This is a genomic window from Vibrio pacinii DSM 19139 (genome assembly GCF_000711795.1).
Classification (GTDB): domain Bacteria; phylum Pseudomonadota; class Gammaproteobacteria; order Enterobacterales; family Vibrionaceae; genus Vibrio; species Vibrio pacinii.
Map to the genome: position 1 here is coordinate 24,392 of NZ_KL543976.1, position 23,655 is coordinate 48,046.

Genomic DNA, 23,655 nt, shown 5'->3' on the forward strand with positions numbered 1-23,655 from the left:
TGCTCCTATCGAGACTCTTCAAACAGTTCGCGACCAATTAACATACGGCGAATTTCTGACGTGCCGGCACCAATTTCATACAACTTAGCATCACGCAGCAAACGTCCAGCGGGGAATTCGTTGATGTAGCCATTGCCGCCAAGAAGCTGAATGGTATCTAACGCAATTTGGGTTGCGGTTTCGGCGCAGTATAAAATCACTCCAGCGGCGTCTTTGCGTGTCGCGTGACCGTTATCGCAGGCCGCTGCGACCGCATAAAGATAAGCTCTGGCGGCGTTGGTTCGAGTATAGATGTCGGCCATTTTTCCTTGCACCAATTGAAACTCGCCAATTGAGCGGCCAAACTGCTTGCGGTCATGAATGTAGGGCACGACCAAGTCCAAACAGGCTTGCATAATGCCAACTGGGCCAGCGGCAAGGACCACGCGTTCGTAATCAAGGCCGCTCATCAGCACTTCGACGCCATGATTGACCTTACCGAGCACGTTCTCTACTGGAACGGGGCAATTTTCAAACACTAGCTCGCAGGTATTTGAACCGCGCATGCCAAGCTTATCGAGCTTTTGCGCCGCGTGGAAAGGGCTGGTATTTTTGTCGACAATGAATGCCGTAATGCCATGCCCGCCTTGTTCAGGCGCAGTTTTGGCGTACACCACAACCACATCGGCATCTGGCCCGTTGGTTATCCACATTTTACTGCCATTGAGGAGATAATGATCATCGTTTAACGTTGCTTTAAGCTGCATGCTGACAACATCAGAACCCGCGTTGGGCTCGCTCATTGCAAGTGCGCCCACCGAGCGACCATCGAGCAATTTGGGTAAGAATGTTGTTTGTTGCTCAGTGGTGCCGTTGCGAAAAATTTGGTTGACACACAAATTGGAGTGCGCGCCATAGCTGAGGCCAACCGAGGCGGAAGCTCGGCTTATTTCTTCCATGGCGATGACGTGGGCTAAATACCCCATCTCGGCACCGCCATATTGTTCGCTGACGGTGACGCCGAGTAAGCCCATCTCTCCCATCAAAGGCCAAAGTTGATGGGGAAATGTGTTGGAGCGATCGATCTCTTGAGCAAGGGGCGCAATATGCTGCTGTGCAAATCCATAAACGTGATCACGCAGCATGTTGATAGAGTCATCCAGCCCAAAATTGAGTGGGGTATAGTGAGTAAACATAACGCCTCCGAATGATTGCAAGCCAATCAATCAACCAAACAGACGAAGACGATTCGTTGATGCTTAGTTAAGTTGTGGTGACTTAAGCGCCTGCTCACAACGTGCGCGAGCGACAGATAAGTCTTCTAGCATGCTATTTATGTCTTCGAGCTGTCGCATCAGCAACGCTTCTTTCTCATCAATGATTTTCAGCATTTCTTTTAGCTGAGTGTTGCCTTGACGAGTATCATACAGTTCAAACAATTCACGAATCTCCGCCAAAGAAAACCCCAAGCGCTTGCCACGTAAAATGAGCTTGAGTCGGGTTTTATCTCGACGGTTGTACATCCGCATACTGCCTTTTCGCTCAGGCTGAATTAACCCTTCGTCTTCGTAAAAACGGATACTTCGAGTTGTAATATCAAATTCTTTCGCAAGTTCACTTATCTTATATTTTTCCACTGAGCCTTGATTCCTGAGTCCGTCTTTCTTGGGTTACTAATCGGTCACTTTCCATCAATTTGGTAAAGCAAAATAGTTTTTTTGGTTTGTTGACGTTTACGTAAATGTTAGTGCTATGCTTACGTAAACGTCAAGAAATTATCTAGCGGTCAAAGAGAGCTATGATGGAACTAGATGAGATATGGATAGTCGCGGCTAAACGCACACCGATGGGGCGCTTTCAAGGCGAACTCGTGAGCTATTCGGCTCCACAATTAGGTGGGTTTGCTATTCGCGCGGCGATGGAGCAGTCAACTCTTCACGGGGAGCTAATCGATGAGCTTTTTATGGGCTGTGTACTTGCTGCCGGATGCGGCCAAGCGCCAGCACGTCAAGCCGCATTGAAAGCAGGCCTCCCTAACAGTGTGCCATGCTCGACCATCAATAAGGTGTGTGGTTCTGGAATGAAAAGCGTGATGTTGGCGTATGATTTGATTCGCAGTGGCTCAATTCGATGCGCGGTTGCTGGTGGAATGGAAAGCATGTCGAATGCCCCTTACTTGCTCAAAGAGTCGCGAGCCGGTATGCGGATGGGGCACAAAACAACGTTTGATCATATGTTTCTTGATGGGCTGCAAGATGCCTATCAAGGTGAGCTGATGGGCGTTTATGGTCAGCGGATCGCCGATACACTTAACTTCTCACGTCAAGAGATGGACAACTGGGCCGAACAGTCGTTGCAAAGAGCGCTAGCCGCGCAGGCACAGGGCATGTTTAGCGCTGAAATGGTGGCAATAGAAAGCGAAAAACAGGGCGAAAGTGCATTAGACTGGTTTGATTTTGATGAACTACCGCCCTCCATTGATGCGACCAAAATCGCCAGACTCAAACCCGCATTCTCACCGCAAGGCTCAATTACTGCCGCCAACTCAAGCGCGATTTCAGACGGCGCAGCGGCATTGTTCGTGATGGAGCAAGCCTTCGCCGAGCAAAATGGTGTAGCGCCACTTGCGGTAATTAAAGGCCATGCGACTCATGCCAGATTACCTGAAGAATTTACTGTTGCTCCGGTTTACGCCATTGAAGCCTTGCTGTCAAAACTGGACTGGGACGTTGAAGACGTTGATTTATGGGAAATTAACGAAGCCTTCGCCGTGGTAGCGCAAATCGCGGTAAAAGAGCTTGGTTTAGATTCAAGTAAAGTAAACATCAAAGGTGGAGCATGCGCTTTGGGTCATCCGATTGGTGCCAGCGGAGCAAGAATTATCACCACGCTTATCTACAGTTTACGTCAGCTGCAAGCATATGGAATCGATGGTGATGCCACTCAACGTAAAACCATGAGAGGGATAGCGGCGATATGCATCGGTGGTGGCGAAGCAACCGCGATTGCCGTCGAAATTCCATTGTAATCGCTTAATCAAATAAGGACATCATCATGACACAGCCAGTCTCTTTATTTATCGGTGGAGAGTTCTGCCAGTCTGAAAGCAATGAGTGGCTTGAAGTTACCAATCCTGCCAATAATCAAATCATCGCGCAGTTACCTTGTGCAACCGCTGAAGAGATCGAACGTGCGATTGAGAGCGCAAGTCAGGCTTTTAATGTGTGGAAAGAGGTCGCAGTTTCCGATCGCGCTCGATTAATGCTGCGTTATCAGCATTTGTTAAAAGAGCATCATGATGAGTTGGCGTGGCTGGTATCAAAAGAGACCGGAAAAACCACTCTTGATGCGAAAGGAGATGTTTGGCGAGGTATCGAAGTAGTCGAGCAAGCGGCTAATATCGCCAGTAATATGATGGGTGAAACGGTTGAAAATGTCGCGGCAGATATCGACAGCTATTCACTTATTCAACCGCTCGGTGTCTGCTGTGGTATCACGCCTTTTAACTTTCCGGCCATGATCCCACTGTGGATGTTTCCATTAGCCATCGCCGCGGGCAACACTTTTATCCTTAAGCCCTCAGAGCAAGTGCCCCTTACCGCGATGAGATTAGCAGAGCTATTTGATCAAGCCGGAGCGCCGCAAGGAGTATTGCAAGTTGTTCATGGCGCTAAAGCACAAGTGGATTATCTGTTGGCACACCCGCAGATCAAAACCGTCTCATTTGTCGGTTCTGTTCCAGTTGCAAAATACATCTATCACACAGCAACGTCTTACAATAAGCGCGTCCAAGCGTTTGCTGGCGCGAAAAATCATATGGTGATCATGCCTGATGCTAATAAAGTTCAGGTAATCAATAACCTTGTTGGTGCATCGGTGGGTGCGGCAGGTCAGCGCTGTATGGCAATATCGGTTGCGGTATTTGTCGGTAATTCAAGCCAGTGGATCGACGACTTAGCCAGTGAAATGGCCAAGGTGACGCCTGGGGTTTGGGATGATGAGCATGCAGGCTTTGGCCCTTTAATTAGCAGAGAAGCGAAGCTGCGTGTTGTCTCTTTGATAGAGCAAGGTAAAGCTCAGGGCGCCAACTGTTTGCTTGATGGAACTCAGTGCGAGGTAGAGGGGCACCCGGATGGCAACTGGCTTGGCCCGACCTTGTTTAGTGGTGTGAGCACCGAGATGTCGCTATATCAACAAGAGATCTTCGGACCGGTTCTTGTGTGCATTGAGGTACAGAGCCTTGATGAGGCTATCGAGCTAATTAATCGCAATCCTTATGGCAACGGAACGTCATTGTTTACCGCCAGCGGTGGTGCTGCGCGAAAATTCCAACACCAGATTCAGGTCGGCCAAGTTGGTATTAACGTACCGATTCCGGTCCCGCTGCCGTTTTTCTCGTTTACGGGTTGGCGTGGCAGTTTTTATGGCGACTTGCATGCGTATGGCAAACAAGCGGTGCGTTTTTATACCGAGACCAAAACAGTCACTGCGCGTTGGTTTGATGATGATGTGCCAAGTGGCCCAAACATGTCGATTCAGCTGCGTTAAGGAGGCGATATGGACTTCGAACTCAACCAAGATCAGCGCGCTTTTGCTGATACCGCAGCGCAGTTTGCTCGCGATAGTCTCGAACCCAATGCGGCCAAGTGGGATGAAGAGCAGATTTTCCCCAAGTCGGTATTACGCCAGGCGGGGGAGCTGGGTTTTCTGAGCCTTTACACCCCAGAGGAAAAAGGGGGACTGGGTTTGAGCCGCCTTGATGCCTCGATCATTTTTGAACAACTGGCGATGGGCTGCACTTCAACGACCGCTTTTATGACCATCCACAACATGGTGACCTGGATGGTGGCCAGCTTTGCAACCGAACGTGCCGCGACGCAGTTCTGTCCTAAGCTTATTAGTGGCGAGTGGCTTGGTTCTTACTGTTTAACTGAGCCCAACGCAGGATCAGATGCGGCATCGTTGACCACCAGTGCCAAGAAGGTGGCCGATGGTTATCTGCTCAATGGCAGCAAGGTGTTTATTTCAGGGGCCGGAGAAACGGATGTGTTGGTCGTGATGGCACGCACCAGTGATGAGGGAGCCAAGGGGGTGTCTGCGTTTGTCGTTGCGGCCGATAGCCAAGGGATCAGTTATGGGCGTAAAGAGCCGAAAATGGGCTGGAACTCTCAGCCAACCCGCAGTATCAGTTTTGATAATGTCTTGGTGGCGAAAGAAAATTTACTCGGTGAAGAGGGCCAAGGTTTTGTCTTCGCGATGAAAGGATTGGATGGTGGTCGCATTAACATCGCCACCTGTTCGCTCGGCACTGCGCAGCAAGCACTTAATCTTGCTATCGGTTATCTCAAAGAGCGCAAGCAGTTTGGTCAACCGCTCGGTCAGTTTCAGGCATTGCAGTTTAAATTGGCCGACATGGCCACTGAGTTGGTGGCGGCGCGGCAGATGGTACGTTTGGCTGCAAGTAAACTCGACAACCAACACCCAGATGCCAGTACGTACTGCGCGATGGCAAAACGTTTTGCAACTGACGTCGGTTTTCGGGTCTGCGACAAGGCCCTACAGCTTTACGGCGGATATGGCTACATCAAAGAGTACCCGCTTGAGCGCTATTTTCGAGATGTGCGTGTCCACCAAATTTTAGAAGGCACCAACGAAATCATGCGCCTTATCGTCGCCCGAAGATTACTCGCTGATGGCGCTGAGCAACTGTAGAGGGAGAGAGACATGACCAATCAAAAGCAAGGATGCATCGAACACTATATTGATAATCACGTTGCGGTGCTGACCATCAATAATCCTCCTGCAAATACTTGGACGCGCGATAGCCTGATTGAACTCAAGCAACTGATCACCGCACTTAATCAGCAATTAACTGTGTATGCGTTGGTTATTACCGGTCAAGGCGACAAGTTTTTCTCAGCCGGTGCCGATCTTAACCTGTTTTCTTCAGGTGATAAGCAGGTTGCTGCCGATATGGCGCGCGTGTTTGGTGAAGCGTTTGAAACCTTGAGCGCATTTCGCGGAGTCTCTGTCGCAGCAATTAATGGCTATGCGATGGGTGGGGGGCTAGAAGCGGCGCTTGCTTGTGATATTCGCATCGCGGAGCAACAAGCCAAGCTGGCGCTGCCCGAGGCGAAAGTTGGTCTGTTGCCTTGTGCTGGGGGGACGCAAAATCTTACCGCGTTGGTTGGCGAGGGTTGGGCTAAGCGAATTATTTTGTGTGGTGAGCAACTTACCGCGGCCAAAGCTCTTGAGATCGGCTTGGTGGAAGAGGTGGTCGCGCAGGGGGATGCTTTGAAAGCGGCCATTCAACTTGCCGAAAAGGTCGCCAATCAAGCCCCGCCGGCTGTCGCTGCGTGCAAAACACTTATTCAACATGCTCGCTCTGGGCCAATTGTTCACGGATTGGAAAAAGAGAGGGAGCGGTTTACTCAACTGTTTGATACCGACGATCAACAAGAGGGCGTCAATGCCTTTCTTGAAAAACGCCCACCACGCTGGAATAACCGCTAGGGCGAAGGAGAACAATCATGAGTGATAGCATTCATTTTTCTGAATTGCCCTGTAGCAATGGGGTGCATAAAGTGGGTGTTGCGACCTTAGACAATACCAAGTCTTTAAACGCGCTAACCTTAGACATGCTGGTGAGTTTGCATCAACAACTTCAGAAGTGGCATGAAGACGACAATCTAGTTTGTGTATTATTAGAAGGTGCGGGTGAAAAAGCCTTTTGCGCTGGAGGTGACGTTCGCACTATGCATAGCGTGATGTGTGACAGCAGTCGTGAGGAAATCCAAGCTTTTTGTGGCCAATTTTTTACCACCGAGTATCAATGTGACTATCTTATCCATACTTACTGCAAGCCGATTATTGCTTGGGGGCAGGGCATTGTCATGGGAGGAGGGATGGGGCTCTACATGGGCTCAAGCCATAAAGTCGTGACTCCTGATTCACGTTTAGCGATGCCGGAAGTCAGTATTGGTCTCTATCCTGATGTCGGTGGAACCTGGTTTCTTAATCGTTTAGACAGCGGCGTTGGCATGTTTTTAGGTATGACCGGCGTCATGGTTAATGCCAGTGATGCCGTTGCCATCCATCTTGCTGATCACATTGCCTTGCCAAGGCATAAACAGCAATTGATAGAGCAGTTGCAGGTGGCCGATTGGGAGTGTGTCGACGATGTCTATGAAGTGGTCACTGAGCTTCTTGAAGGCTTCGCATTGCAGGTCGACAATCAACCACAAGCGCAAATGGTGCCGTATTTGGGTCAGATTCGTTTAGCCTGTAGTGCCGATAATGTGATTCAAGTGCTTGATAATATCCAAGCGATTCAAGGGAACGATGAATGGCTAGCGGTGGCTAAATCAAATTCGGCATTAGGCAGCCCGATTACCGCCCACTTGTGCTTTCGTCAGATGACGCAATACAGTGACTTATCATTAGCAGATTGCTTTCGCTTAGAACTCACTATGTCGGTTCGCAGTACCTTATTGGGTGAATTCCAAGAAGGGGTGAGAGCTCGATTGGTCGACAAAGATGGTGAGCCTAAATGGCTCTACCCCAATGTTGCAACGGTGGAGACCCAAGTTATCGATGAAATGTGCCGTTCACTGTGGCCTGAAGAAGCTCACCCTTTGGCAACGCTAGGCCACTATTAACGTTAAGTCACTATTAACTTAGGGTCATTATTAAGGAGAAGTGCGCATGGAAACGATAGCATTCATCGGACTGGGAAATATGGGCGCGCCAATGGCCAACAACTTGTTGTCGGCAGGGTTAAAGGTTCAGGTGTTTGATTTGGTAACCGAGTTGGCAAAACCACTCGCTGCCGCTGGCGCAAAGGTGTGTGATTCGATAGAACAGGTAGTGATGGGCGCTGATGCAGTTGTTACCATGTTGCCTGCTGGTGAACATGTCACAGCGGTCTACTTAGGTGGTAATGGCTGCCAAGGTATTGTCAATTATGTTGGTGAGTCGACGGTGTTGATCGACTCTTCAACCATCGATCCTAAATCTGCACGCTTGGTTGCGGCCAAGGCAAAAGAACGCGGTATTGATTTTGCCGACGCTCCTGTTTCTGGTGGTGTCGCTGGCGCCTCGGCCGGCACGTTAACTTTTATTGTCGGTGGCAGCGAGCAAGCTTTTATACGCGCCGAGCGAGTGTTGAAACACATGGGGAAAAACATCTTTCATGCTGGCGACAGCGGTTGTGGTCAGATGGGGAAAATATGCAACAATTTGATGTTGGGTATTTTAATGGCAGGAACCTGTGAGGCGCTTAACTTAGGTATCGCCAACGGACTTGATCCAAAAGTATTGTCTAACATCATGCTACAAAGTTCAGGGCGAAACTGGGCGCTTGAGCTTTATAATCCGTGTCCCGGTGTGATGGAAAATGCGCCGGCATCCAACCACTATCAGCCAGGCTTTATGAGTAAATTGATGCTCAAAGACTTAGGATTAGGCCTTGAAGCCGCCACGCAAAGTCAATCTTCAGTGCCGATGGGCGCTTTAGCGCGTAATTTGTATGCATTTCACAATATGAACGGCAATCAAGAGCTAGACTTTTCGAGTTTGTTTGAGTTTTATCGCTCACAGCAGCCATGATAGGGAAAGGATATGGATTTAAAGCAAAGCGTAATAGCGATTACAGGCGCAGGGCAAGGGCTTGGGCAAATGATGGCGGTGACGCTGGCTCACGCTGGCGCTGAATTAGCCCTGCTCGACGTCAATCAAAAGGCTCTTGATGATACTAAGCGTCAGTGCTTAATGTTGGGTGTCAAAGCACTGACCTACCAAGTGGATGTAACCCAAGAAGCGCAGGTTGAACAGGTGTTTAGTGACGTTGTCATAGATTTTGGCCAATTGAATGGGTTGGTCAATAACGCTGGGATACTGCGTGATGGACTCTTGGTTAAAGTCAAAGATGGTCAGGTGTCGAAGATGTCGCTTGAGCAGTTTAATGCGGTGATTGACGTTAACCTTACCGGAACGTTTTTGTGTGGTCGGGAAGCGGCAGTGCAAATGATAGAGACTCAGTCTCAAGGGGTGATCATCAATATTTCTAGTGTCGCCAGAGCAGGCAACATCGGTCAAACTAACTACGCGGCGTCAAAAGCGGCAGTCGCAACTTTGGCAACAACTTGGGCGAAAGAGTTAGCACGTTACGGCATTCGAGCGGCGGCAATTGCGCCCGGTGTGATAGAAACACCCATGGCTGCGCAAATGAAACCAGAAGCGATGGCACGCCTTGAAGCAATGATTCCTGTCGGCAGAATGGGAAAAACCGCTGAAATAGCGAACACCGTCAAGTTTATCTTCGAGAATGATTACATCAGCGGTCGGATCTTAGAAATAGACGGCGGGATAAGAATGTAAATCACGCTTTGTACTCTTTAACTAGATTTGGTCTCTATATTGTCAGCTCGCATTGCGGGCTTTTTTCTTTTCTCCAACCCCTGACAAAGTGATACTATCAGCCAAATGATAACACTATGATTTACCGATAATTGTAAGGAATAATCACGCAATGGAACTGGATCTTTTTCTCGATAAACTGGCTCAATCTCCGTCTTTAATCCAATTTGAAGAGACTATGGCCGCGATTGACGCATGCTACATCTTTACCCCCACCGCATTTACCAATGGTGATGTCCGTAATGAAGCCAATCAAAACAACGGCTCATGCAAAATTTTTGCTTTTGCTAAGCTCAACGAACTGACACCAGAGCTAACGTTGGCTTGCTTCGGACAGTACTATCGTCACGATGTATTAGAAAATCCACAAGGGTGTGATCACGCCAATATTCGTAATTTTATGCAATATGGCTGGCAAGGTATTGAGTTTGATGGCCCAGCGTTAGTGGCTAAAGCGTAATAATCTGAGTAGGAGCGTTATGCTCCTTTTGGAGTCACCATGAATAATCAACAATTAGCGACGTTTCTTGATACTTTTACCTGCGCGCAAGCGGATTACCCTTTTGGGCCAGATGCACTGGTTTATAAGGTCAAAGGTAAGATGTTTGCCATTTTGTCACACAGGGAAGGGCGTGAGTATGTCACGGTCAAGGTCGTGCCAGAAGATGGTGAAGTGCTTAGCGCGCAGTTTGCCGATATTACTCCCGGTTATCACACCAACAAGCGCCATTGGGTGACGGTTTATTACCCAGGAGATGTTGAAGATGGCCTGATTGAAGATTTGTGCGAGCGATCTTATCAGCTTGTTGTAAGCAAGTTACCTAAAGCGCAGCGGGCTTTACTGGCTTGAATGGTTTGTTTTTGCTGCTCAAAAAGCGTCAGATTAGATCAAACAAGCAGCATGTTGGTTCAAAACTCAGCAAACAAAATAAAAAGTGATGTTTTTGTTTGACTCTTCTCGCTCAATCCGTAAAGTATGCATCGAACGCAACGGTGAGTAACCTAAAGCGTTGAAAGAAAAGGGCGCGTTGGCAGAGTGGCTATGCAGCGGATTGCAAATCCGTGGACCTCGGTTCGACTCCGGGACGCGCCTCCATTTCTTTATTAAATTTTAGATGGTGTTTATCGTACTAAACGGCATCACAAAGTAATTTGTGTGCCCTGGTGGTGGAATTGGTAGACACAAGGGATTTAAAATCCCTCGGCGTTCGCGCTGTGCCGGTTCAAGTCCGGCCCGGGGCACCATCTATTCGCTCATAGAGCACAAAGGCGCGTTGGCAGAGTGGCTATGCAGCGGATTGCAAATCCGTGGACCTCGGTTCGACTCCGGGACGCGCCTCCATTACTTAACAAAGCCAGTCCTAGTGACTGGCTTTGTTGTATCTGGGCTTTATTGACTGCGCAGTGCGTTTTTTATTGACGGAGGATTTGGATGTTACTGCGTTGCGGTTAAGTCGACCACCGCTACTCCGTTTTTGCCATTCTTCTTAATTTTGTACATGGCACTGTCTGCGCGTTGGTAAATGTCTTCAAAACGGTGGTGCGAACCCGAGAAAAGACACACCCCAATACTAAAACCAATCTGAGACTGTGGCGCTGATAGCGTTGTGTGTGGGGAAGCATGCGTTAGGAGCGAGTCGCACAATGCCATTAAATCATCGTGCTGTGAAGCGTGACAAAGGATCACAAACTCATCGCCACCCAGTCTGCCGATTTGTGCCTCATCAGGGCAGAGCGTTTTCAAGCTATCGGCGATATTAATCAGTAATCGATCACCAGCGTGATGGCCAAGTTCATCATTGACCGCTTTAAAGTTATCGATATCAAAAAAGACTAACGCATTAGTGCCGTTATTAAGCTGATCACTGTTACCTTGCAGCTGGTAAAAAGCTTGCTCGATCGCGCTACGATTAAGTAAACCGGTCAATGGATCGCTGTTGGCCAGCTTGGCGAGCTGTTGTTCGTAACGTTTTTCTTGGGTGATGTCGATATGGGTGCCCATCATCCGCAGCGGTTTACCCTCGGCATCATATTCAACAATTCGACCTCGATCCGATACCCAGCTATCACTGCCATCTTTATGTAACATGCGATGAACGACTTGATATAAGTCGGTTTTACCCGCGAGATGATCTTCAAAGGCACCGACAGCAAGATCGTAGTCGTCGGGGTGGAGGTTACTTTTCCAGGTTTCGACCGTCGCCGTTAGCTCGTTGGGCTGATAGCCGAGCATTTTACCCCATTGCATATTGAAAATGGTTAAGGTGCCACTAGGGACGTGCTGCTCCCAGAGACACAGTCCATTGCCATCAAGTGCTACGTTGAGCTTCTCTTGCAAACGTGCATTTTCGATCTTGAGTTGTTGGTTCTCTTTTTCTAGTCGCGCAATCTTTTCTAAGTACTCTTCCATGTCATTCCCTTACCCTGCGACTTCAGGTTGAGGTCAATATACGCATGTTCGAACTAAATTTCTATTAACTCACTCGACAAGTTCTCGCCAAAAAGTCGCCTTGCAATGCTCAATTTTGCACGCAAATGCAGGAAGCTTGCACATGTTTGGTGCGGTTTATTAACAGTGATTTCTTATTTGTCTGATATATATGAGTTTTTTGTTTGGCACCTAACTTGCTCAGATTGTTCACAGCCCACTTTAATGGGTAACCATAAAATGACTATGTACAGGCAACGAAGCCTCTCCCCCAAAGGAGAGGCTTCGTCGTCATTGAGGAGCGAGAAATGACCAAGGAATGTATTAAAACTGCCTGTCCATATTGCGGTGTTGGATGTGGTGTCGAAGTCAACCAACTGGGCATCACAGGGGACAAAACACATCCTGCCAATCAAGGCGCGCTGTGTGTTAAAGGTTCGGCATTGGCGCAAAGCTTACAAATGCCATCTCGGTTGCTCTATCCGAGATTAAATGGCCAAGAGATCAGCTGGGATAAAGCCACCGATATTATTGCCAATGCTTACCACAGCGCTGTGACCGAATATGGTGAAGATTCAACCGCCATGTATGTCTCTGGTCAACTGCTGACAGAGGACTACTATCTGGCCAACAAGTTTATGAAAGGCTTAGTCGGTAGCGCTAATATCGATACTAATTCTCGATTATGTATGTCCTCGGCCGTGGTAGCACATAACCGTGCTTTTGGTGAGGATGTCGTCCCGGTGAACTACAGCGACATTGATAGTGCCGAGTTGATTGTCATTTGTGGCGCAAATACAGCGTGGACGCATCCGGTTTTGTTCCGCCGCATTCAGCAAGCACGAGAGAACAACCCCCAATTAAAGCTGGTGGTGATTGATCCTAGAGAGACGGTTACCGCTCAGCAGGCGGATCTTCATTTGGCTATCAGCAATGATGGTGATTGTGACTTGTTCAATGGTCTAGTGCGTTATTTACGAGACACTAACGGTTTGAATCAGGCATACATCGACGCACATACCACAGGGTTTGATTTGGTGGCGAAGCAAGTGATGTCTGGCCAATACACGTTCAATCAATTGAGTGAAACGTTGCAACTGAGTGTGGAGCAATTGAGAACCTTCTACCGCTGGTTTGCCGATAACAAGCGGGTTATCACCCTGTTTTGTCAGGGCGTCAATCAATCACAGTCTGGATCTGATAAAGCGAATGCGATCATTAATGCCCATTTAGCTACGGGCAAGATCGGTTATCAGGGCGCTGGGCCGTTCTCAATAACTGGCCAACCGAATGCGATGGGAGGGCGTGAAGTTGGCGGATTGGCAAATCAACTGGCGATTCATCGTGGTTTTGATCCCCAGTCGATTCAACTAATAAGCGACTTTTGGCAAACCTCACGTGTTGCTCGTAAGCCTGGGCTGAAAGCAGTCGATATGTTTGAAGCGGTTGAACGAGGTGACATTAAAGTTATTTGGATTATGGCGACCAACCCGGTTGTCTCTATGCCTGATAATCTGTTCGTCCGTCGGGCATTGGAAAAGTGCCCAATGGTGATTGTTTCTGATATCACGGTTGATTCGGATATCGCCCAATATGCCAACTTGTTATTACCTGCCGCTGGTTGGAGTGAGAAGCAGGGCATGGTGACGAACTCTGATCGGATGTTAACGCGTCAGCGTCAATTTATTGCAGCGCAAGGTGAAGCCAAGTCTGATTGGCGAGCGATAAGTGAAGTTGCTGCAAAATTATCACTGTTGCTCAAGCAGGAAAACGGTTTTGATTTCCAATCAGAAGTGGACGTCTTTCGCGAATATGCGGCCATGACCGGGTTAAACAGTGACAGCGGGTTATTACTCGATTTGTCTCAGTTTGATGCGATCAGCGCGCAGGAGTACCAGGATTGGCAACCTCAACGGTGGGGAGGAGAGCGCCCGTTCGCAGATGGTCAGTTTAGTTACCCTGATGGTAAAGCGCGATTTGTTGTCACTCAAGAGCGTGATGAAACACCTCAAGACACATGGTGGCTAAATACGGGACGTCAAAGGGATCAGTGGCACACCATGACTCGCACGGGGCATATTGCCCACTTAGCGGCTAGCGAACCTGAGCCTACCGTGTATTTAAATAGTCGTTGCGCTGCTTATTTAGGCGTTAAAGAAGGCGAAGTTGTCGCGCTTTCTGCTCATCAATCCTTGCATCGCATTGTGACTAAAGTCGCCATCGATACAGGGTTTGGCGACAAACAGCTATTCATGTCGATGCACTGGGCGGGCAAATATGGCCAAAATACTCAGGTTAATGCAATATTAAGCCGCGACGTCGATCCGCACTCAGGTCAGCCGGCGTTTAAGTCTCAAGCGGTTTCCATCGCGCCAATTGATGTCAAATGTTATGGGTTATTTCTCGGAGAGCAATTTAATCCTGAGCCCAAGCTTTATCAGTCATTCCAAAGTGAGCAGCACACTGGCATCTGGCGTTTTGCCGATACGGCGTACGTTGAGCAAAATGACCATCTAAGTTTGGGCATTAACCAATCACAACGCAGAGTCGTGCTCGATCTTGCAAGTGGATGGCTTGCAGTCGGTATTGATGATGCGGGCGAGCAGCAGATTGTTCGCTCGCTGATGATTGTCTCAACTCAACCTTTGGCGTCGAATGCGTCTCAGCTGGCAGGTTTGATTGGCAGGCCGCTACGTTTTTCTGAACTACTGAGCATCGTCGCACAAGAGGAGACCAGTGAGTTGGTCTGCAGCTGCTTTAGAGTGAGCGATACACAGATACAGCGTGCATTGCAAAGCGGCGATTGTGACAGCGTCAGTCAGCTTCAAAATAAGCTGAAATGTGGTTCAAACTGTGGCTCGTGTTTACCTCAAATTAGTGCTTTGGTTAAACAGCACAACCAAGCTCGTGTCGTTAATCAATAGGAATGCGGATATGAAAATGCAACAGCAACAGCTAGATAAAGAAGGCGCTGAAATGAGTTTACGTGGTGCAGGATTCAGTCAACACCACTATGCCTGGCACTCTAACAGTAGTAACCAAGCCCAAACGACAGCCAAGCAAGGGCGGGTGTTTCTTGTCGGCGCTGGGCCAAATGATCCTGAACTGCTGACCGTTAAAGCGATGAAGTCGATCCAAGTAGCAGACGCGATTGTCTATGATCGACTGGTTAACCGAGAAATTTTACAACTTGCTGCGCCGGATTGTCAGTTAGTTTATGTTGGCAAACGTTGTGGGCAAGCTAGCTTAAAGCAAGCGGAAATTAGCCAGATCTTGGTCGAACTGGCATCACTTGGGAAAAACGTGGTGCGCCTTAAAGGTGGCGATCCCTTTATTTTTGGTCGTGGTGGAGAAGAAGGGCTTGAACTTGCCAAACACAATATTGACTTTGAGGTTATCCCAGGCATCACTGCAGCGATTGGTTGTGCGGCATCGTCCTATATACCGCTGACTCATCGAGAGTTGGCACGCAGCGTAACGTTTGTGACGGGGCAAGTGGTAACGGGCGCACTACCTGCGTGGTCTCAGCTTGTTGGTGCTGGGCAGACACTGGTGTTTTACATGGGATTAGAAAAAGCATCACAAATCCAGTGTGGTTTGATCGAGCATGGTTTAAGATCTGACTTCCCACTGGCGATCATCACACATGGCTGCAGTCGTCAGCAGCAGGTGTATGTATCAACTTTAAGTGAGTTGACCGAAAAAGCGCTGCAACTTAAAGGGGTAAGTCCAGCATTGATTATCTTAGGCGAAGTGGTCAAACTGCGTAAAGAATTGAATAAGACCGTCGAGTCAGTGATTTCACACGAGGTAATATGAGCACAATATTGGATTGCATTCGCACAGTAGGCCGAGGAGAGCGTGGTCGTAAGCCACTAACCTTTAATCAGGCTTATCAAGTTATGGATGAGTATCTCAGCGGTCAATGTGGCGATGATCAAATGGCGATGCTGCTGATGCTGATCCGTGTACAAAATGAGACCAAGCAGGAGATCGCCGGATTTGTTAAAGCCTTTCAGTCACGGGTGCCAAATCTTGGTGCAGATATCGACTGGCCATGTTATGCGGGCAAACGGCGCAGTGCAGGCCAGCCATGGCACTTACTTGCGGCAAAAATTCTTGCTGATGATGGGTTTAAGGTGTTGTTGCACGGCTATCACGATAGACCCGCAGGTCGGTTACATGCCGAAGACTATTTACAGGCGTTAGACATAGAACTAGCCGACTCTGTGCAACACGCCGAGCAACTGCTTAACTTTTATTGTATTGCGTATTTACCACTTGATCGGTTTGCTCCTCAGGCTGAAACCATGATTGGTTGGAAAAATCGTTACGGTTTGCGCACTCCGATCAATACGGTTGTGCGTGCACTTAACCCTGGTGGGGCGCGACTGGGTATTCGCGGTAGTTTCCATCCAGGGTTTCAGCAACTTCATGCTGAAGTTGAAAGTGAGATCGGGTTAACTCAACATGCGGTGGTCTCATTTAAAGGCCAATCGGGTGAGTCGGAGTACAATCCTAAAGTCAGTCAGACGGTGTGGGTGAGCAGTGCCAACGGGGTTGAGTCGCACTACTGGACTGAGCGCTTGTTAACAGAGATCCCGTTGCCGAAAAGATGTGTGTTTGCAACGGCGATCGAAGAGCAAAAAATGATGGCCAATACGGTGGTTGCAACGATGGCTGCGATTTTGTTTGCTGAGTTTAACGACTATGAGCAGGCCTTTGAGAAAGCTTACTCGTTGTGGACCGGCTACTGCGATTCTTCTGAATTCTAATTGTTGGCACATTCCTTGTTATGTCTCTTGTAGATAGAGAGATAAACAAGGAATGTTAATGAACAACAAACTCTCCAAAAAACCACTGATTATTTGTAGCGACCGTGTAGAAGAGCAGGTTCGCTTAACCACATTGCTTGCGTCAAATTACGACAATTTGCTTACCTGTCATTTTGGTCAACTTGAACTGATGTTAAGCCAAGAGCCCTGCGCGATTGTGGTCGCAGGTTGGCTCTCTCCTTGCGCTGAATTGAGAGTAATCATCGAATTATGTGCTTTAAAAAGCCATCCACTGTTGGTGGTGCTTAAACAATTAAAGTCCAATGATATGAATCGTTTACCTGAAGCAATGGATTACGTTTTGTTGCCTGCAGATTCACAGTTTTCGCTTGAGCCTTGGATTGAGCATGCGAGTAATCTTCGCCGCACGGTGGCAAGCTATCAGCAACAGATCAGTAAGCTTAAGCATCAAATCGAAGATCGTAAAGTGATTGAAAAAGCCAAAGGTCTGTTGATGAAGATGCAGCAAGTCGATGAAGACACCGCCTACCAAGCCATGCGTAAATCAGCGATGCAATCAAGCCAATCATTGGCGCAGGTCGCGAAAAATCTGTTACACACCTTACAAGCGTTTAAATAAAGGACTAACACTTTAGGGTTATGAGAAAAAATCCGCATTGGTGCGTGGTGCACTATGAGTAAGCAGGTTAATACAGTAGGGGCATGGGAATTCCATTAAGTTATTGATAAATAAAAGTTAAATAACTTGGCACGTTACTTGGAACAGTCTCTTCAGCAATAAACACAATTTGTTCAAAACCCTACCTGGCATTATCAACGGCGGTAATCAAAGGAAGCAATGGCGCTACGACTCTTAGGAGACGTAGCGCTTTTTTATTTGGAGAAAAGTTATGAAATGGACGTCACTGATAAAACAATCGGCATTGGCCTTAACATTGACCTCGAGCTTGTATGGCCCGTTGTCATGGGCGCAAGTCGGTGAGCCTGAGATCGAAGACTTAACGTTTGGTTTCATTAAGCTGACCGATATGGCACCGCTAGCGATCGCCTACGAGAAAGGTTTTTTTGAAGATGAAGGTTTATACGTCACCTTAGAATCTCAGGCCAATTGGAAAGTTTTGCTTGATAGAGTGATTGATGGTGAGTTGGATGGTGCACATATGTTATCGGGCCAACCGCTAGGTGCGACGATAGGTATCGGCACCCAAGCTGAGGTGATTACTGCTTTTAGTATGGATTTGAACGGCAACGCGATTACCGTATCAAATAAAACGTGGCAACAAATGAAACCACATATCGCCAAGCAAGCCGATGGCAAACCCGTTCACCCGATTAAAGCAGATGCGCTTAAACCCGTCGTTGAAGGTTACTTAGATCAAGGTAAGCCTTTCAAAATGGGGATGGTTTTTCCGGTTTCTACCCATAACTACGAGCTGCGTTATTGGTTAGCCGCAGGTGGCATACACCCTGGTTACTATGCCCCACAAGCTGGCGATAATAGTGGTCAACTTAATGCCGATGTACTGCTTAGTGTAACGCCACCACCACAGATGCCTGCGACGATGGAAGCGGGAACGATTGAGGGCTATTGCGTTGGTGAACCATGGAATCAGCAAGCGGTGTTTAAAGGCATTGGCACCCCAGTGGTGACAGATTACGAAATCTGGAAAAACAATCCTGAGAAAGTGTTTGGCGTGTCGAAAAGCTGGGCTGAAAAGTACCCCAACACACATATTCGCGTTGTCAAAGCGCTGATCCGCGCCGCGTACTGGTTGGATGAAAATAACAACGCTAATCGCGCTGAAGCAGTCAAACTACTGGCTAAAAGTGAGTACGTTGGTGCGGATTATGAAGTGATTGCCAACTCAATGACAGGCACGTTTGAATATGAAAAAGGCGACGTTCGCGAAGTGCCAGACTTTAACGTTTTCTTTCGCTACAACGCGACGTTCCCATACTACAGCGATGCGATCTGGTATCTCACTCAAATGCGTCGTTGGGGCCAAATCGCCGAAGAAAAACCGGATGATTGGTACATGAACATCGCTAAACAAGTTTACCGACCAGATATCTATCAGCAAGCGGCTCAAGCTTTGGTTGAAGATGGTGTGCTGAGCGGTAAAGACTTTCCTGACTTTTCGCAGCAAGACGGTTTTCGCGCTCCGCAAACTCACTTTATCGACAATATTGTTTATGACGGACGCACGCCCAACGCTTATTTGAAAAAGTTCGCGATTGGTCTCAAGGGTAAAGATAAGGTTTAACCACTTGGTTAGAGGGACGTTTTGTCCCTCACTGAATTATCACAAACAAGGATGTATGAGGAGTCGTTATGTCGAGTAATGTTATCTCTCTAATACCTACACGCGAGGCAATGGCGAGTAAAAGTAAAGCGATATTATTGCCATTGATCGGAATCTTGGTGTTCCTAATGATGTGGCACTTTAGTGCTCGTCAAGTAGAAACGTCACTGGGAACACTGCCTGGACCGGCACAAACCTATCAACAATTTAGCAATCTGGTTGTGGAGCACTGGGATGAGCGATCCAAAGGGGTGGCGTTCATTGAGCGTCAAGAAAAACGTAATGCGGCAAAGCTTGCCAAAGATCCAGATGCGCAAGTAAAGCTGCGCCCCTATACGGGCAAACCGACCTTTTTCGACCAGATTGTGACCAGCTTAGTCACAGTGGCAAGTGGCTTTGTACTCGCCACTGTCATTGCGATTCCGTTGGGCATCATTTTGGGGTTAAATCAAGCTGCATATCAAGCATTTAACCCAATTATTCAACTGCTTAAGCCCGTTTCTCCACTGGCTTGGCTACCGATTGTCACCATGGTCGTTAGCGCAACTTATGTCAGCGATGATCCGATGTTTGCCAAGTCGTTTATTAACTCACTGTTAACGGTTGCCCTATGTAGCTTGTGGCCAACTCTTATTAATACCGCTGTCGGGGTGACCAGTGTCGACAAAGACCTCATCAATGTGAGTAAGGTGCTGCAACTCTCTTGGTGGCGCCACATTAGGATTATTTTGCTGCCTTCTGCAGTACCGATGATTTTCACCGGTTTGCGGTTGTCACTTGGTATCGCTTGGATGGTGTTGATTGCGGCAGAAATGCTGGCGCAAAACCCAGGCCTTGGAAAGTTTGTTTGGGATGAATTTCAAAACGGCAGTTCGGCATCATTGGGGCGGATTATGGTGGCAGTTATCACGATTGGTCTGATTGGTCTGTTGCTCGATCGCGGTATGTTGCAGCTGCAAAAATGGCTTTCTTGGAATAAACAGCAGGCATTGCGCTAAAAGGAGTTTTCTATGTCTAAACCATTACTCGACCTTACCCAATTAGGGATGCGCTTTCCAACCAATAATGGCGAATTTATCGCACTAAAAAATGTCAACTTAGCGATCAATAAAGGCGAGTTCATTTCGTTAATTGGTCACTCTGGTTGTGGGAAGTCGACAGTGCTTAATTTAGTCGCCGGGCTCAATTTACCGACCGATGGTGGTGTCATCGTCGATGGGCGAGAGGTTAGCGGTCCGGGCCCCGAGCGAGCGGTTGTATTTCAAAATCACTCATTACTACCTTGGTTAACCGTGTATCAAAACGTTGAGCTGGCGGTGAAACAGATTGCGGCCAAGCACGCCGGTCAGCAGGAAATGAAAGGTTGGATTCAACACCAAGTGGATCACTACCTCGACTTGATTCAGATGTCTCATGCGGCGGACAAAAAGCCCGATGAAATTTCAGGAGGAATGAAGCAGCGTGTAGGTATTGCACGGGCGTTAGCACTCAAGCCGAAAGTGTTATTGATGGATGAACCGTTTGGTGCACTTGATGCGTTAACGCGCGCACACCTGCAAGATTCTTTAATGAAAATACAGGCAGAGCTAAATAATACCGTGATCATGATTACTCATGATGTAGATGAAGCGGTGCTGCTCTCAGACAAAATAGTGATGATGACCAATGGCCCAGCGGCAACCATCGGCGAAGTATTATCGGTCGATCTGCCAAGGCCACGTGATCGTGTCGCGCTTGCGGAAGATTCACGCTATCAAAAGTATCGACAATCGGTATTGCGTTTTTTGTATGAAAAACAGTCGAAGTCGGTGGCACCTGTTGTGAGTCACCAATCCGCAGCCGATGTGTCTGCCAAGTTAGCCTAAGGAGAGAACTATGCAACATATTGTAATTGTCGGCAATGGGATGGTTGGTCATCACCTCGTCGCTCAGCTCGTTGAGCGTGGTGCCCACTTAGAAAAAAAGATCACTGTTGTCGGGGAAGAGCGCTTTATCGCTTATGACCGAGTTCAGCTATCTTCACTGTTCGCAGGAAAAAGCCACCAAGATTTAATGTTGAGTAGTGAAGAGTGGTATTCGCGCCATGGCATAGAATTGCTCCTGGGCAGTCAAGTCACGAAAATTGATCGATCTAATAAGCATTTAATCCTCGATGAAGATAGCGTCATCGGATATGACAAATTGGTACTAGCGACGGGCTCATTTCCTTTTGTTCCACCGATTGAGGGTAAACAACGCGATAACATCTATGTCTACCGAACCCTCGATGATTTATCCGAAATTAAAACCGCCAGTCAGGGGGCCAAAAGTGGGGCGGTAATTGGTGGCGGATTACTTGGTCTTGAGGCGGCTAACGCGCTTAAATTGCTTGGTTTGAAGACGCATGTGATTGAGTTTGCACCACGTCTGATGCCTGTTCAATTGGACGAGGCAGCAGGCCAAGTGCTCAAAGAACAAATCGAGGGTTTAGGGCTTTCGGTGCACACCTCAACCGCCACCGAGAGAATCTGCGATGGCGAGACGGCGCGTCACCGAATCGTATTTAAAGACTCACCGGCGTTAGAAGTCGACGTGATTATTTTCTCGGCGGGTATTCGACCGCAAGATGCATTAGCGCGCCAAGCCGAATTGCTCGTTGGCGAGCGAGGTGGCATCGTTATCGATAACCATTGCCAAACCAGCGACAAAGATATTTATGCGATCGGTGAATGTGCCCTTTGGCAGGAGAAGATCTTTGGACTGGTTGCTCCTGGTTACACGATGGCACGCGTCACCGCTGATGGTCTATTAACCGGTGAGAGTAAAGGCTTTACTGGTGCGGACATGAGTACCAAATTAAAGCTCTTGGGCGTAGATGTTGCCTCGATTGGCGACGCACATTCTGTTACCGACGGTGCTCAGGAAATGGTGCTACAAGATTCCGTCAAAGGCATCTACAAGAAGCTGGTGGTCGATGAGACAGGAACTCAGCTATTGGGTGCAATTTTGGTCGGTGATAATAGCGATTATGACGCGTTGCTTCAGTGCTATCTCAATCAAACCTCACTGCCTGATCACGCAGCAAATCTGCTGTTCGATACTTCGATGTTACAAGGCGAAGTGGCGGATACTGCGATCATTTGTTCATGTCACAATGTCACTAAAGGGGACTTAGTCACCGCGATTCAGGCAGGAGTGCATGACTTAGCGACCCTCAAACAACAAACCAAAGCAGGCACAGGTTGTGGTGGCTGTAGCAACATGGTGAAGACGGTACTCGATACTGAACTGAGTGCGATGGGCGTTGAAGTCAATAATCATATTTGTGAACACTTTGAGCTTTCACGCCAAGAATTATTTCATCTGTGTCAGGTCGAGAAGATCAAAGATTTCGAAACCCTACTTAGCCAACACGGTAAAGGTCACGGTTGCGATTTGTGTAAACCCACGGCAGCGTCGGTGTTTGCGTCATTGTGGAATGAACACATCATGGAACCACAACACAGTTCGTTGCAAGATTCCAATGACGCCTTTATGGCCAATTTACAAAAAGATGGTTCTTATTCCGTGGTTCCGCGCGTTGCAGGAGGCGAGATCACTCCAAATAAACTGATCGCGTTAGGTGAAGTGGCGAAGCAGTATGACTTGTATACCAAAATTACCGGCGGGCAGCGCGTGGATCTGTTTGGGGCTCAGATTGAGCAGTTACCGCAAATATGGCAGTCATTAATTGATGCCGGATTCGAAACGGGTCACGCCTACGGTAAATCATTAAGAACGGTGAAATCATGTGTTGGCTCAACGTGGTGTCGCTACGGTGTTGATGACTCGGTTGGGTTAGCGATTGAGCTAGAAAATCGCTACAAAGGACTACGTGCGCCGCACAAGCTAAAGTTTGCGGTTTCAGGTTGTACCCGTGAGTGTGCCGAAGCTCAAAGCAAAGACATCGGGGTGATTGCGACAGAAAATGGTTGGAACCTTTATGTTTGTGGCAATGGTGGAATGCGACCAAGGCATGCCGATCTGATTGCCTCCGATTTATCGAAACCAGAGCTGGTTGAGCTGATTGATCGTGTGCTGATGTTCTATGTACGCACTGCTGATCGCTTGCAGCGCACGTCTGTGTGGTTAGAAAATCTTGACGGTGGGCTTGACTACCTAAAACAAGTCGTCATTGATGATTCACTAGGTCTGGCGCAATCATTACAAGCGCAGATGCAACATGTGGTTGATACCTATCAATGTGAATGGAAAAGCACGTTAGAGGATCCGGAGAAATTGGTCAAATTTAAACCCTTTGTCAACACCGATCAGGGCAGTACTGCATTGCCTTATCAACGTGTTCGTCAACAACGTATCCCGGTTAAGGAGGTAGGCTAATGGAAGTACTAGAACGAGTAACGATATGTCAGTTACAGCAGTTAACGCCTTTTGAAGGGCGCGCCGCATTAATAGACGGAGAACAAGTTGCCCTCTTTTATCTGGCGAATTTAGGTGTTTTCGCGATTCAAAACTGGGATCCCATTGGTAAAGCTTACGTATTATGTCGTGGTATTGTTGGTGACGTTCATGGTGAGTTGTGCGTCGCGTCCCCGCTCTATAAGCAGCACTTCAGTTTGCAAAGCGGTCAGTGCATTGAAGATCCCGACATCGTACTCAAAACCTGGCCAGTACAACTAGTCGGTCAAGACGTTGTGTTAATTCACTAACCTAAAACAGAAAGTGGGCCAAGTTGGCTCACTTTATTGTTGTA

General features: G+C 48.0%; 21 protein-coding genes and 3 tRNA genes. 21 read left to right on the plus strand and 3 right to left on the minus strand.

Annotated elements, in window-relative coordinates; translation table 11 throughout:
• Positions 1–5: 5 nt before the first annotated feature.
• Both BS19_RS15135 and BS19_RS15140 read right to left on the minus strand, forming a co-directional pair.
• On the minus strand, positions 6–1,175 hold the full coding sequence (locus BS19_RS15135; protein WP_038176397.1) for an isovaleryl-CoA dehydrogenase: 1,170 nt from the start codon (positions 1,173–1,175) through the stop codon (positions 6–8).
• Positions 1,176–1,238: 63 nt separating this feature from the next.
• Positions 1,239–1,616: a MerR family transcriptional regulator gene (locus BS19_RS15140; protein ID WP_038176398.1), complete on the minus strand. Its 378-nt coding sequence runs from the start codon at positions 1,614–1,616 to the stop codon at positions 1,239–1,241.
• A 164-nt stretch (positions 1,617–1,780) separates the two neighbouring features.
• Between BS19_RS15140 and BS19_RS15145 the strand changes: the two genes are divergently transcribed.
• From BS19_RS15145 to BS19_RS15200, 12 genes are all read left to right on the plus strand, one after another.
• The gene (locus tag BS19_RS15145; RefSeq protein ID WP_038176400.1) at positions 1,781–3,007 is read left to right on the plus strand and encodes a thiolase family protein; all 1,227 of its coding nucleotides are present in this window, start codon (positions 1,781–1,783) and stop codon (positions 3,005–3,007) included.
• A 26-nt stretch (positions 3,008–3,033) separates the two neighbouring features.
• Positions 3,034–4,527, plus strand: coding sequence for a CoA-acylating methylmalonate-semialdehyde dehydrogenase (locus tag BS19_RS15150; RefSeq protein ID WP_038176402.1), 1,494 nt, complete (start codon positions 3,034–3,036; stop codon positions 4,525–4,527).
• A gap of 9 nt (positions 4,528–4,536) precedes the next feature.
• Positions 4,537–5,691 (plus strand): acyl-CoA dehydrogenase family protein, encoded by a 1,155-nt coding sequence (locus BS19_RS15155; RefSeq protein WP_038176404.1) that lies wholly within the window; start codon positions 4,537–4,539, stop codon positions 5,689–5,691.
• Positions 5,692–5,703: 12 nt separating this feature from the next.
• Positions 5,704–6,492 carry an enoyl-CoA hydratase gene (locus tag BS19_RS15160; RefSeq protein ID WP_038176406.1) on the plus strand — a complete coding sequence of 263 codons (789 nt, stop codon included), beginning with the start codon at positions 5,704–5,706 and terminating at the stop codon, positions 6,490–6,492.
• Between the two features lie 17 nt (positions 6,493–6,509).
• Entirely contained in the window at positions 6,510–7,637 is a 1,128-nt protein-coding gene (locus BS19_RS15165; RefSeq protein WP_038176407.1) for an enoyl-CoA hydratase/isomerase family protein, read from the plus strand.
• A gap of 46 nt (positions 7,638–7,683) precedes the next feature.
• On the plus strand, positions 7,684–8,586 hold the full coding sequence (mmsB, locus tag BS19_RS15170) for a 3-hydroxyisobutyrate dehydrogenase (RefSeq protein ID WP_038176409.1): 903 nt from the start codon (positions 7,684–7,686) through the stop codon (positions 8,584–8,586).
• 12 nt (positions 8,587–8,598) lie between these two features.
• Complete coding sequence (locus BS19_RS15175) at positions 8,599–9,357, plus strand: SDR family oxidoreductase (protein ID WP_038176410.1); 759 nt, start codon at positions 8,599–8,601, stop codon at positions 9,355–9,357.
• A 151-nt stretch (positions 9,358–9,508) separates the two neighbouring features.
• Positions 9,509–9,856 carry a HopJ type III effector protein gene (locus tag BS19_RS15180; protein WP_038176411.1) on the plus strand — a complete coding sequence of 116 codons (348 nt, stop codon included), beginning with the start codon at positions 9,509–9,511 and terminating at the stop codon, positions 9,854–9,856.
• A gap of 39 nt (positions 9,857–9,895) precedes the next feature.
• Positions 9,896–10,246 carry an MmcQ/YjbR family DNA-binding protein gene (locus BS19_RS15185; protein WP_038176413.1) on the plus strand — a complete coding sequence of 117 codons (351 nt, stop codon included), beginning with the start codon at positions 9,896–9,898 and terminating at the stop codon, positions 10,244–10,246.
• A gap of 172 nt (positions 10,247–10,418) precedes the next feature.
• Positions 10,419–10,492 (plus strand) — tRNA-Cys (locus tag BS19_RS15190).
• A 62-nt stretch (positions 10,493–10,554) separates the two neighbouring features.
• Positions 10,555–10,641, plus strand: a tRNA-Leu gene (locus BS19_RS15195).
• A gap of 23 nt (positions 10,642–10,664) precedes the next feature.
• Positions 10,665–10,738 (plus strand) — tRNA-Cys (locus tag BS19_RS15200).
• Between the two features lie 93 nt (positions 10,739–10,831).
• Here BS19_RS15200 and BS19_RS15205 read toward each other — a convergent pair.
• On the minus strand, positions 10,832–11,806 hold the full coding sequence (locus BS19_RS15205) for a diguanylate cyclase domain-containing protein (protein ID WP_038176415.1): 975 nt from the start codon (positions 11,804–11,806) through the stop codon (positions 10,832–10,834).
• Positions 11,807–12,132: 326 nt separating this feature from the next.
• Between BS19_RS15205 and BS19_RS15210 the strand changes: the two genes are divergently transcribed.
• The 9 genes from BS19_RS15210 to nirD all read left to right on the plus strand — a co-directional run bounded on the left by BS19_RS15210 (position 12,133) and on the right by nirD (position 23,611).
• Complete coding sequence (locus BS19_RS15210; protein WP_038176416.1) at positions 12,133–14,748, plus strand: nitrate reductase; 2,616 nt, start codon at positions 12,133–12,135, stop codon at positions 14,746–14,748.
• A gap of 16 nt (positions 14,749–14,764) precedes the next feature.
• Positions 14,765–15,643, plus strand: coding sequence for a uroporphyrinogen-III C-methyltransferase (cobA, locus tag BS19_RS15215; protein WP_157631204.1), 879 nt, complete (start codon positions 14,765–14,767; stop codon positions 15,641–15,643).
• Entirely contained in the window at positions 15,640–16,599 is a 960-nt protein-coding gene (locus BS19_RS15220) for a glycosyl transferase family protein (RefSeq protein ID WP_038176419.1), read from the plus strand. Before cobA ends, BS19_RS15220 begins: the two co-directional genes overlap by 4 nt.
• 58 nt (positions 16,600–16,657) lie before the next feature.
• Positions 16,658–17,239, plus strand: coding sequence for an ANTAR domain-containing response regulator (locus BS19_RS15225; protein ID WP_038176421.1), 582 nt, complete (start codon positions 16,658–16,660; stop codon positions 17,237–17,239).
• Positions 17,240–17,510: 271 nt separating this feature from the next.
• On the plus strand, positions 17,511–18,884 hold the full coding sequence (locus BS19_RS15230) for a CmpA/NrtA family ABC transporter substrate-binding protein (protein ID WP_038176422.1): 1,374 nt from the start codon (positions 17,511–17,513) through the stop codon (positions 18,882–18,884).
• A 68-nt stretch (positions 18,885–18,952) separates the two neighbouring features.
• Positions 18,953–19,921, plus strand: coding sequence for an ABC transporter permease (locus BS19_RS15235; protein ID WP_038176423.1), 969 nt, complete (start codon positions 18,953–18,955; stop codon positions 19,919–19,921).
• Positions 19,922–19,933: 12 nt separating this feature from the next.
• Positions 19,934–20,788 carry an ABC transporter ATP-binding protein gene (locus tag BS19_RS15240; RefSeq protein WP_038176425.1) on the plus strand — a complete coding sequence of 285 codons (855 nt, stop codon included), beginning with the start codon at positions 19,934–19,936 and terminating at the stop codon, positions 20,786–20,788.
• A gap of 10 nt (positions 20,789–20,798) precedes the next feature.
• Entirely contained in the window at positions 20,799–23,282 is a 2,484-nt protein-coding gene (nirB, locus tag BS19_RS15245) for a nitrite reductase large subunit NirB (RefSeq protein WP_038176426.1), read from the plus strand.
• Complete coding sequence (gene nirD, locus BS19_RS15250; protein WP_038176428.1) at positions 23,282–23,611, plus strand: nitrite reductase small subunit NirD; 330 nt, start codon at positions 23,282–23,284, stop codon at positions 23,609–23,611. The genes nirB and nirD overlap by 1 nt, the downstream gene beginning before the upstream one ends.
• The last annotated feature ends 44 nt before the right edge of the window (positions 23,612–23,655 follow it).

Bases quoted from the DNA above. Each gene is read 5' to 3' on its own strand.
- BS19_RS15135 (WP_038176397.1), bottom strand. From the start codon at position 1,175: ATGTTTACTCACTATACCCCACTCAATTTTGGGCTGGATGACTCTATC.
- BS19_RS15145 (WP_038176400.1), top strand. From the start codon at position 1,781: ATGGAACTAGATGAGATATGGATAGTCGCGGCTAAACGCACACCGATG.
- BS19_RS15150 (WP_038176402.1), top strand. From the start codon at position 3,034: ATGACACAGCCAGTCTCTTTATTTATCGGTGGAGAGTTCTGCCAGTCT.
- BS19_RS15155 (WP_038176404.1), top strand. From the start codon at position 4,537: ATGGACTTCGAACTCAACCAAGATCAGCGCGCTTTTGCTGATACCGCA.
- BS19_RS15160 (WP_038176406.1), top strand. From the start codon at position 5,704: ATGACCAATCAAAAGCAAGGATGCATCGAACACTATATTGATAATCAC.
- BS19_RS15165 (WP_038176407.1), top strand. From the start codon at position 6,510: ATGAGTGATAGCATTCATTTTTCTGAATTGCCCTGTAGCAATGGGGTG.
- mmsB (WP_038176409.1), top strand. From the start codon at position 7,684: ATGGAAACGATAGCATTCATCGGACTGGGAAATATGGGCGCGCCAATG.
- BS19_RS15175 (WP_038176410.1), top strand. From the start codon at position 8,599: ATGGATTTAAAGCAAAGCGTAATAGCGATTACAGGCGCAGGGCAAGGG.
- BS19_RS15180 (WP_038176411.1), top strand. From the start codon at position 9,509: ATGGAACTGGATCTTTTTCTCGATAAACTGGCTCAATCTCCGTCTTTA.
- BS19_RS15185 (WP_038176413.1), top strand. From the start codon at position 9,896: ATGAATAATCAACAATTAGCGACGTTTCTTGATACTTTTACCTGCGCG.
- BS19_RS15205 (WP_038176415.1), bottom strand. From the start codon at position 11,806: ATGGAAGAGTACTTAGAAAAGATTGCGCGACTAGAAAAAGAGAACCAA.
- BS19_RS15210 (WP_038176416.1), top strand. From the start codon at position 12,133: ATGACCAAGGAATGTATTAAAACTGCCTGTCCATATTGCGGTGTTGGA.
- cobA (WP_157631204.1), top strand. From the start codon at position 14,765: ATGCAACAGCAACAGCTAGATAAAGAAGGCGCTGAAATGAGTTTACGT.
- BS19_RS15220 (WP_038176419.1), top strand. From the start codon at position 15,640: ATGAGCACAATATTGGATTGCATTCGCACAGTAGGCCGAGGAGAGCGT.
- BS19_RS15225 (WP_038176421.1), top strand. From the start codon at position 16,658: ATGAACAACAAACTCTCCAAAAAACCACTGATTATTTGTAGCGACCGT.
- BS19_RS15230 (WP_038176422.1), top strand. From the start codon at position 17,511: ATGAAATGGACGTCACTGATAAAACAATCGGCATTGGCCTTAACATTG.
- BS19_RS15235 (WP_038176423.1), top strand. From the start codon at position 18,953: ATGTCGAGTAATGTTATCTCTCTAATACCTACACGCGAGGCAATGGCG.
- BS19_RS15240 (WP_038176425.1), top strand. From the start codon at position 19,934: ATGTCTAAACCATTACTCGACCTTACCCAATTAGGGATGCGCTTTCCA.
- nirB (WP_038176426.1), top strand. From the start codon at position 20,799: ATGCAACATATTGTAATTGTCGGCAATGGGATGGTTGGTCATCACCTC.
- nirD (WP_038176428.1), top strand. From the start codon at position 23,282: ATGGAAGTACTAGAACGAGTAACGATATGTCAGTTACAGCAGTTAACG.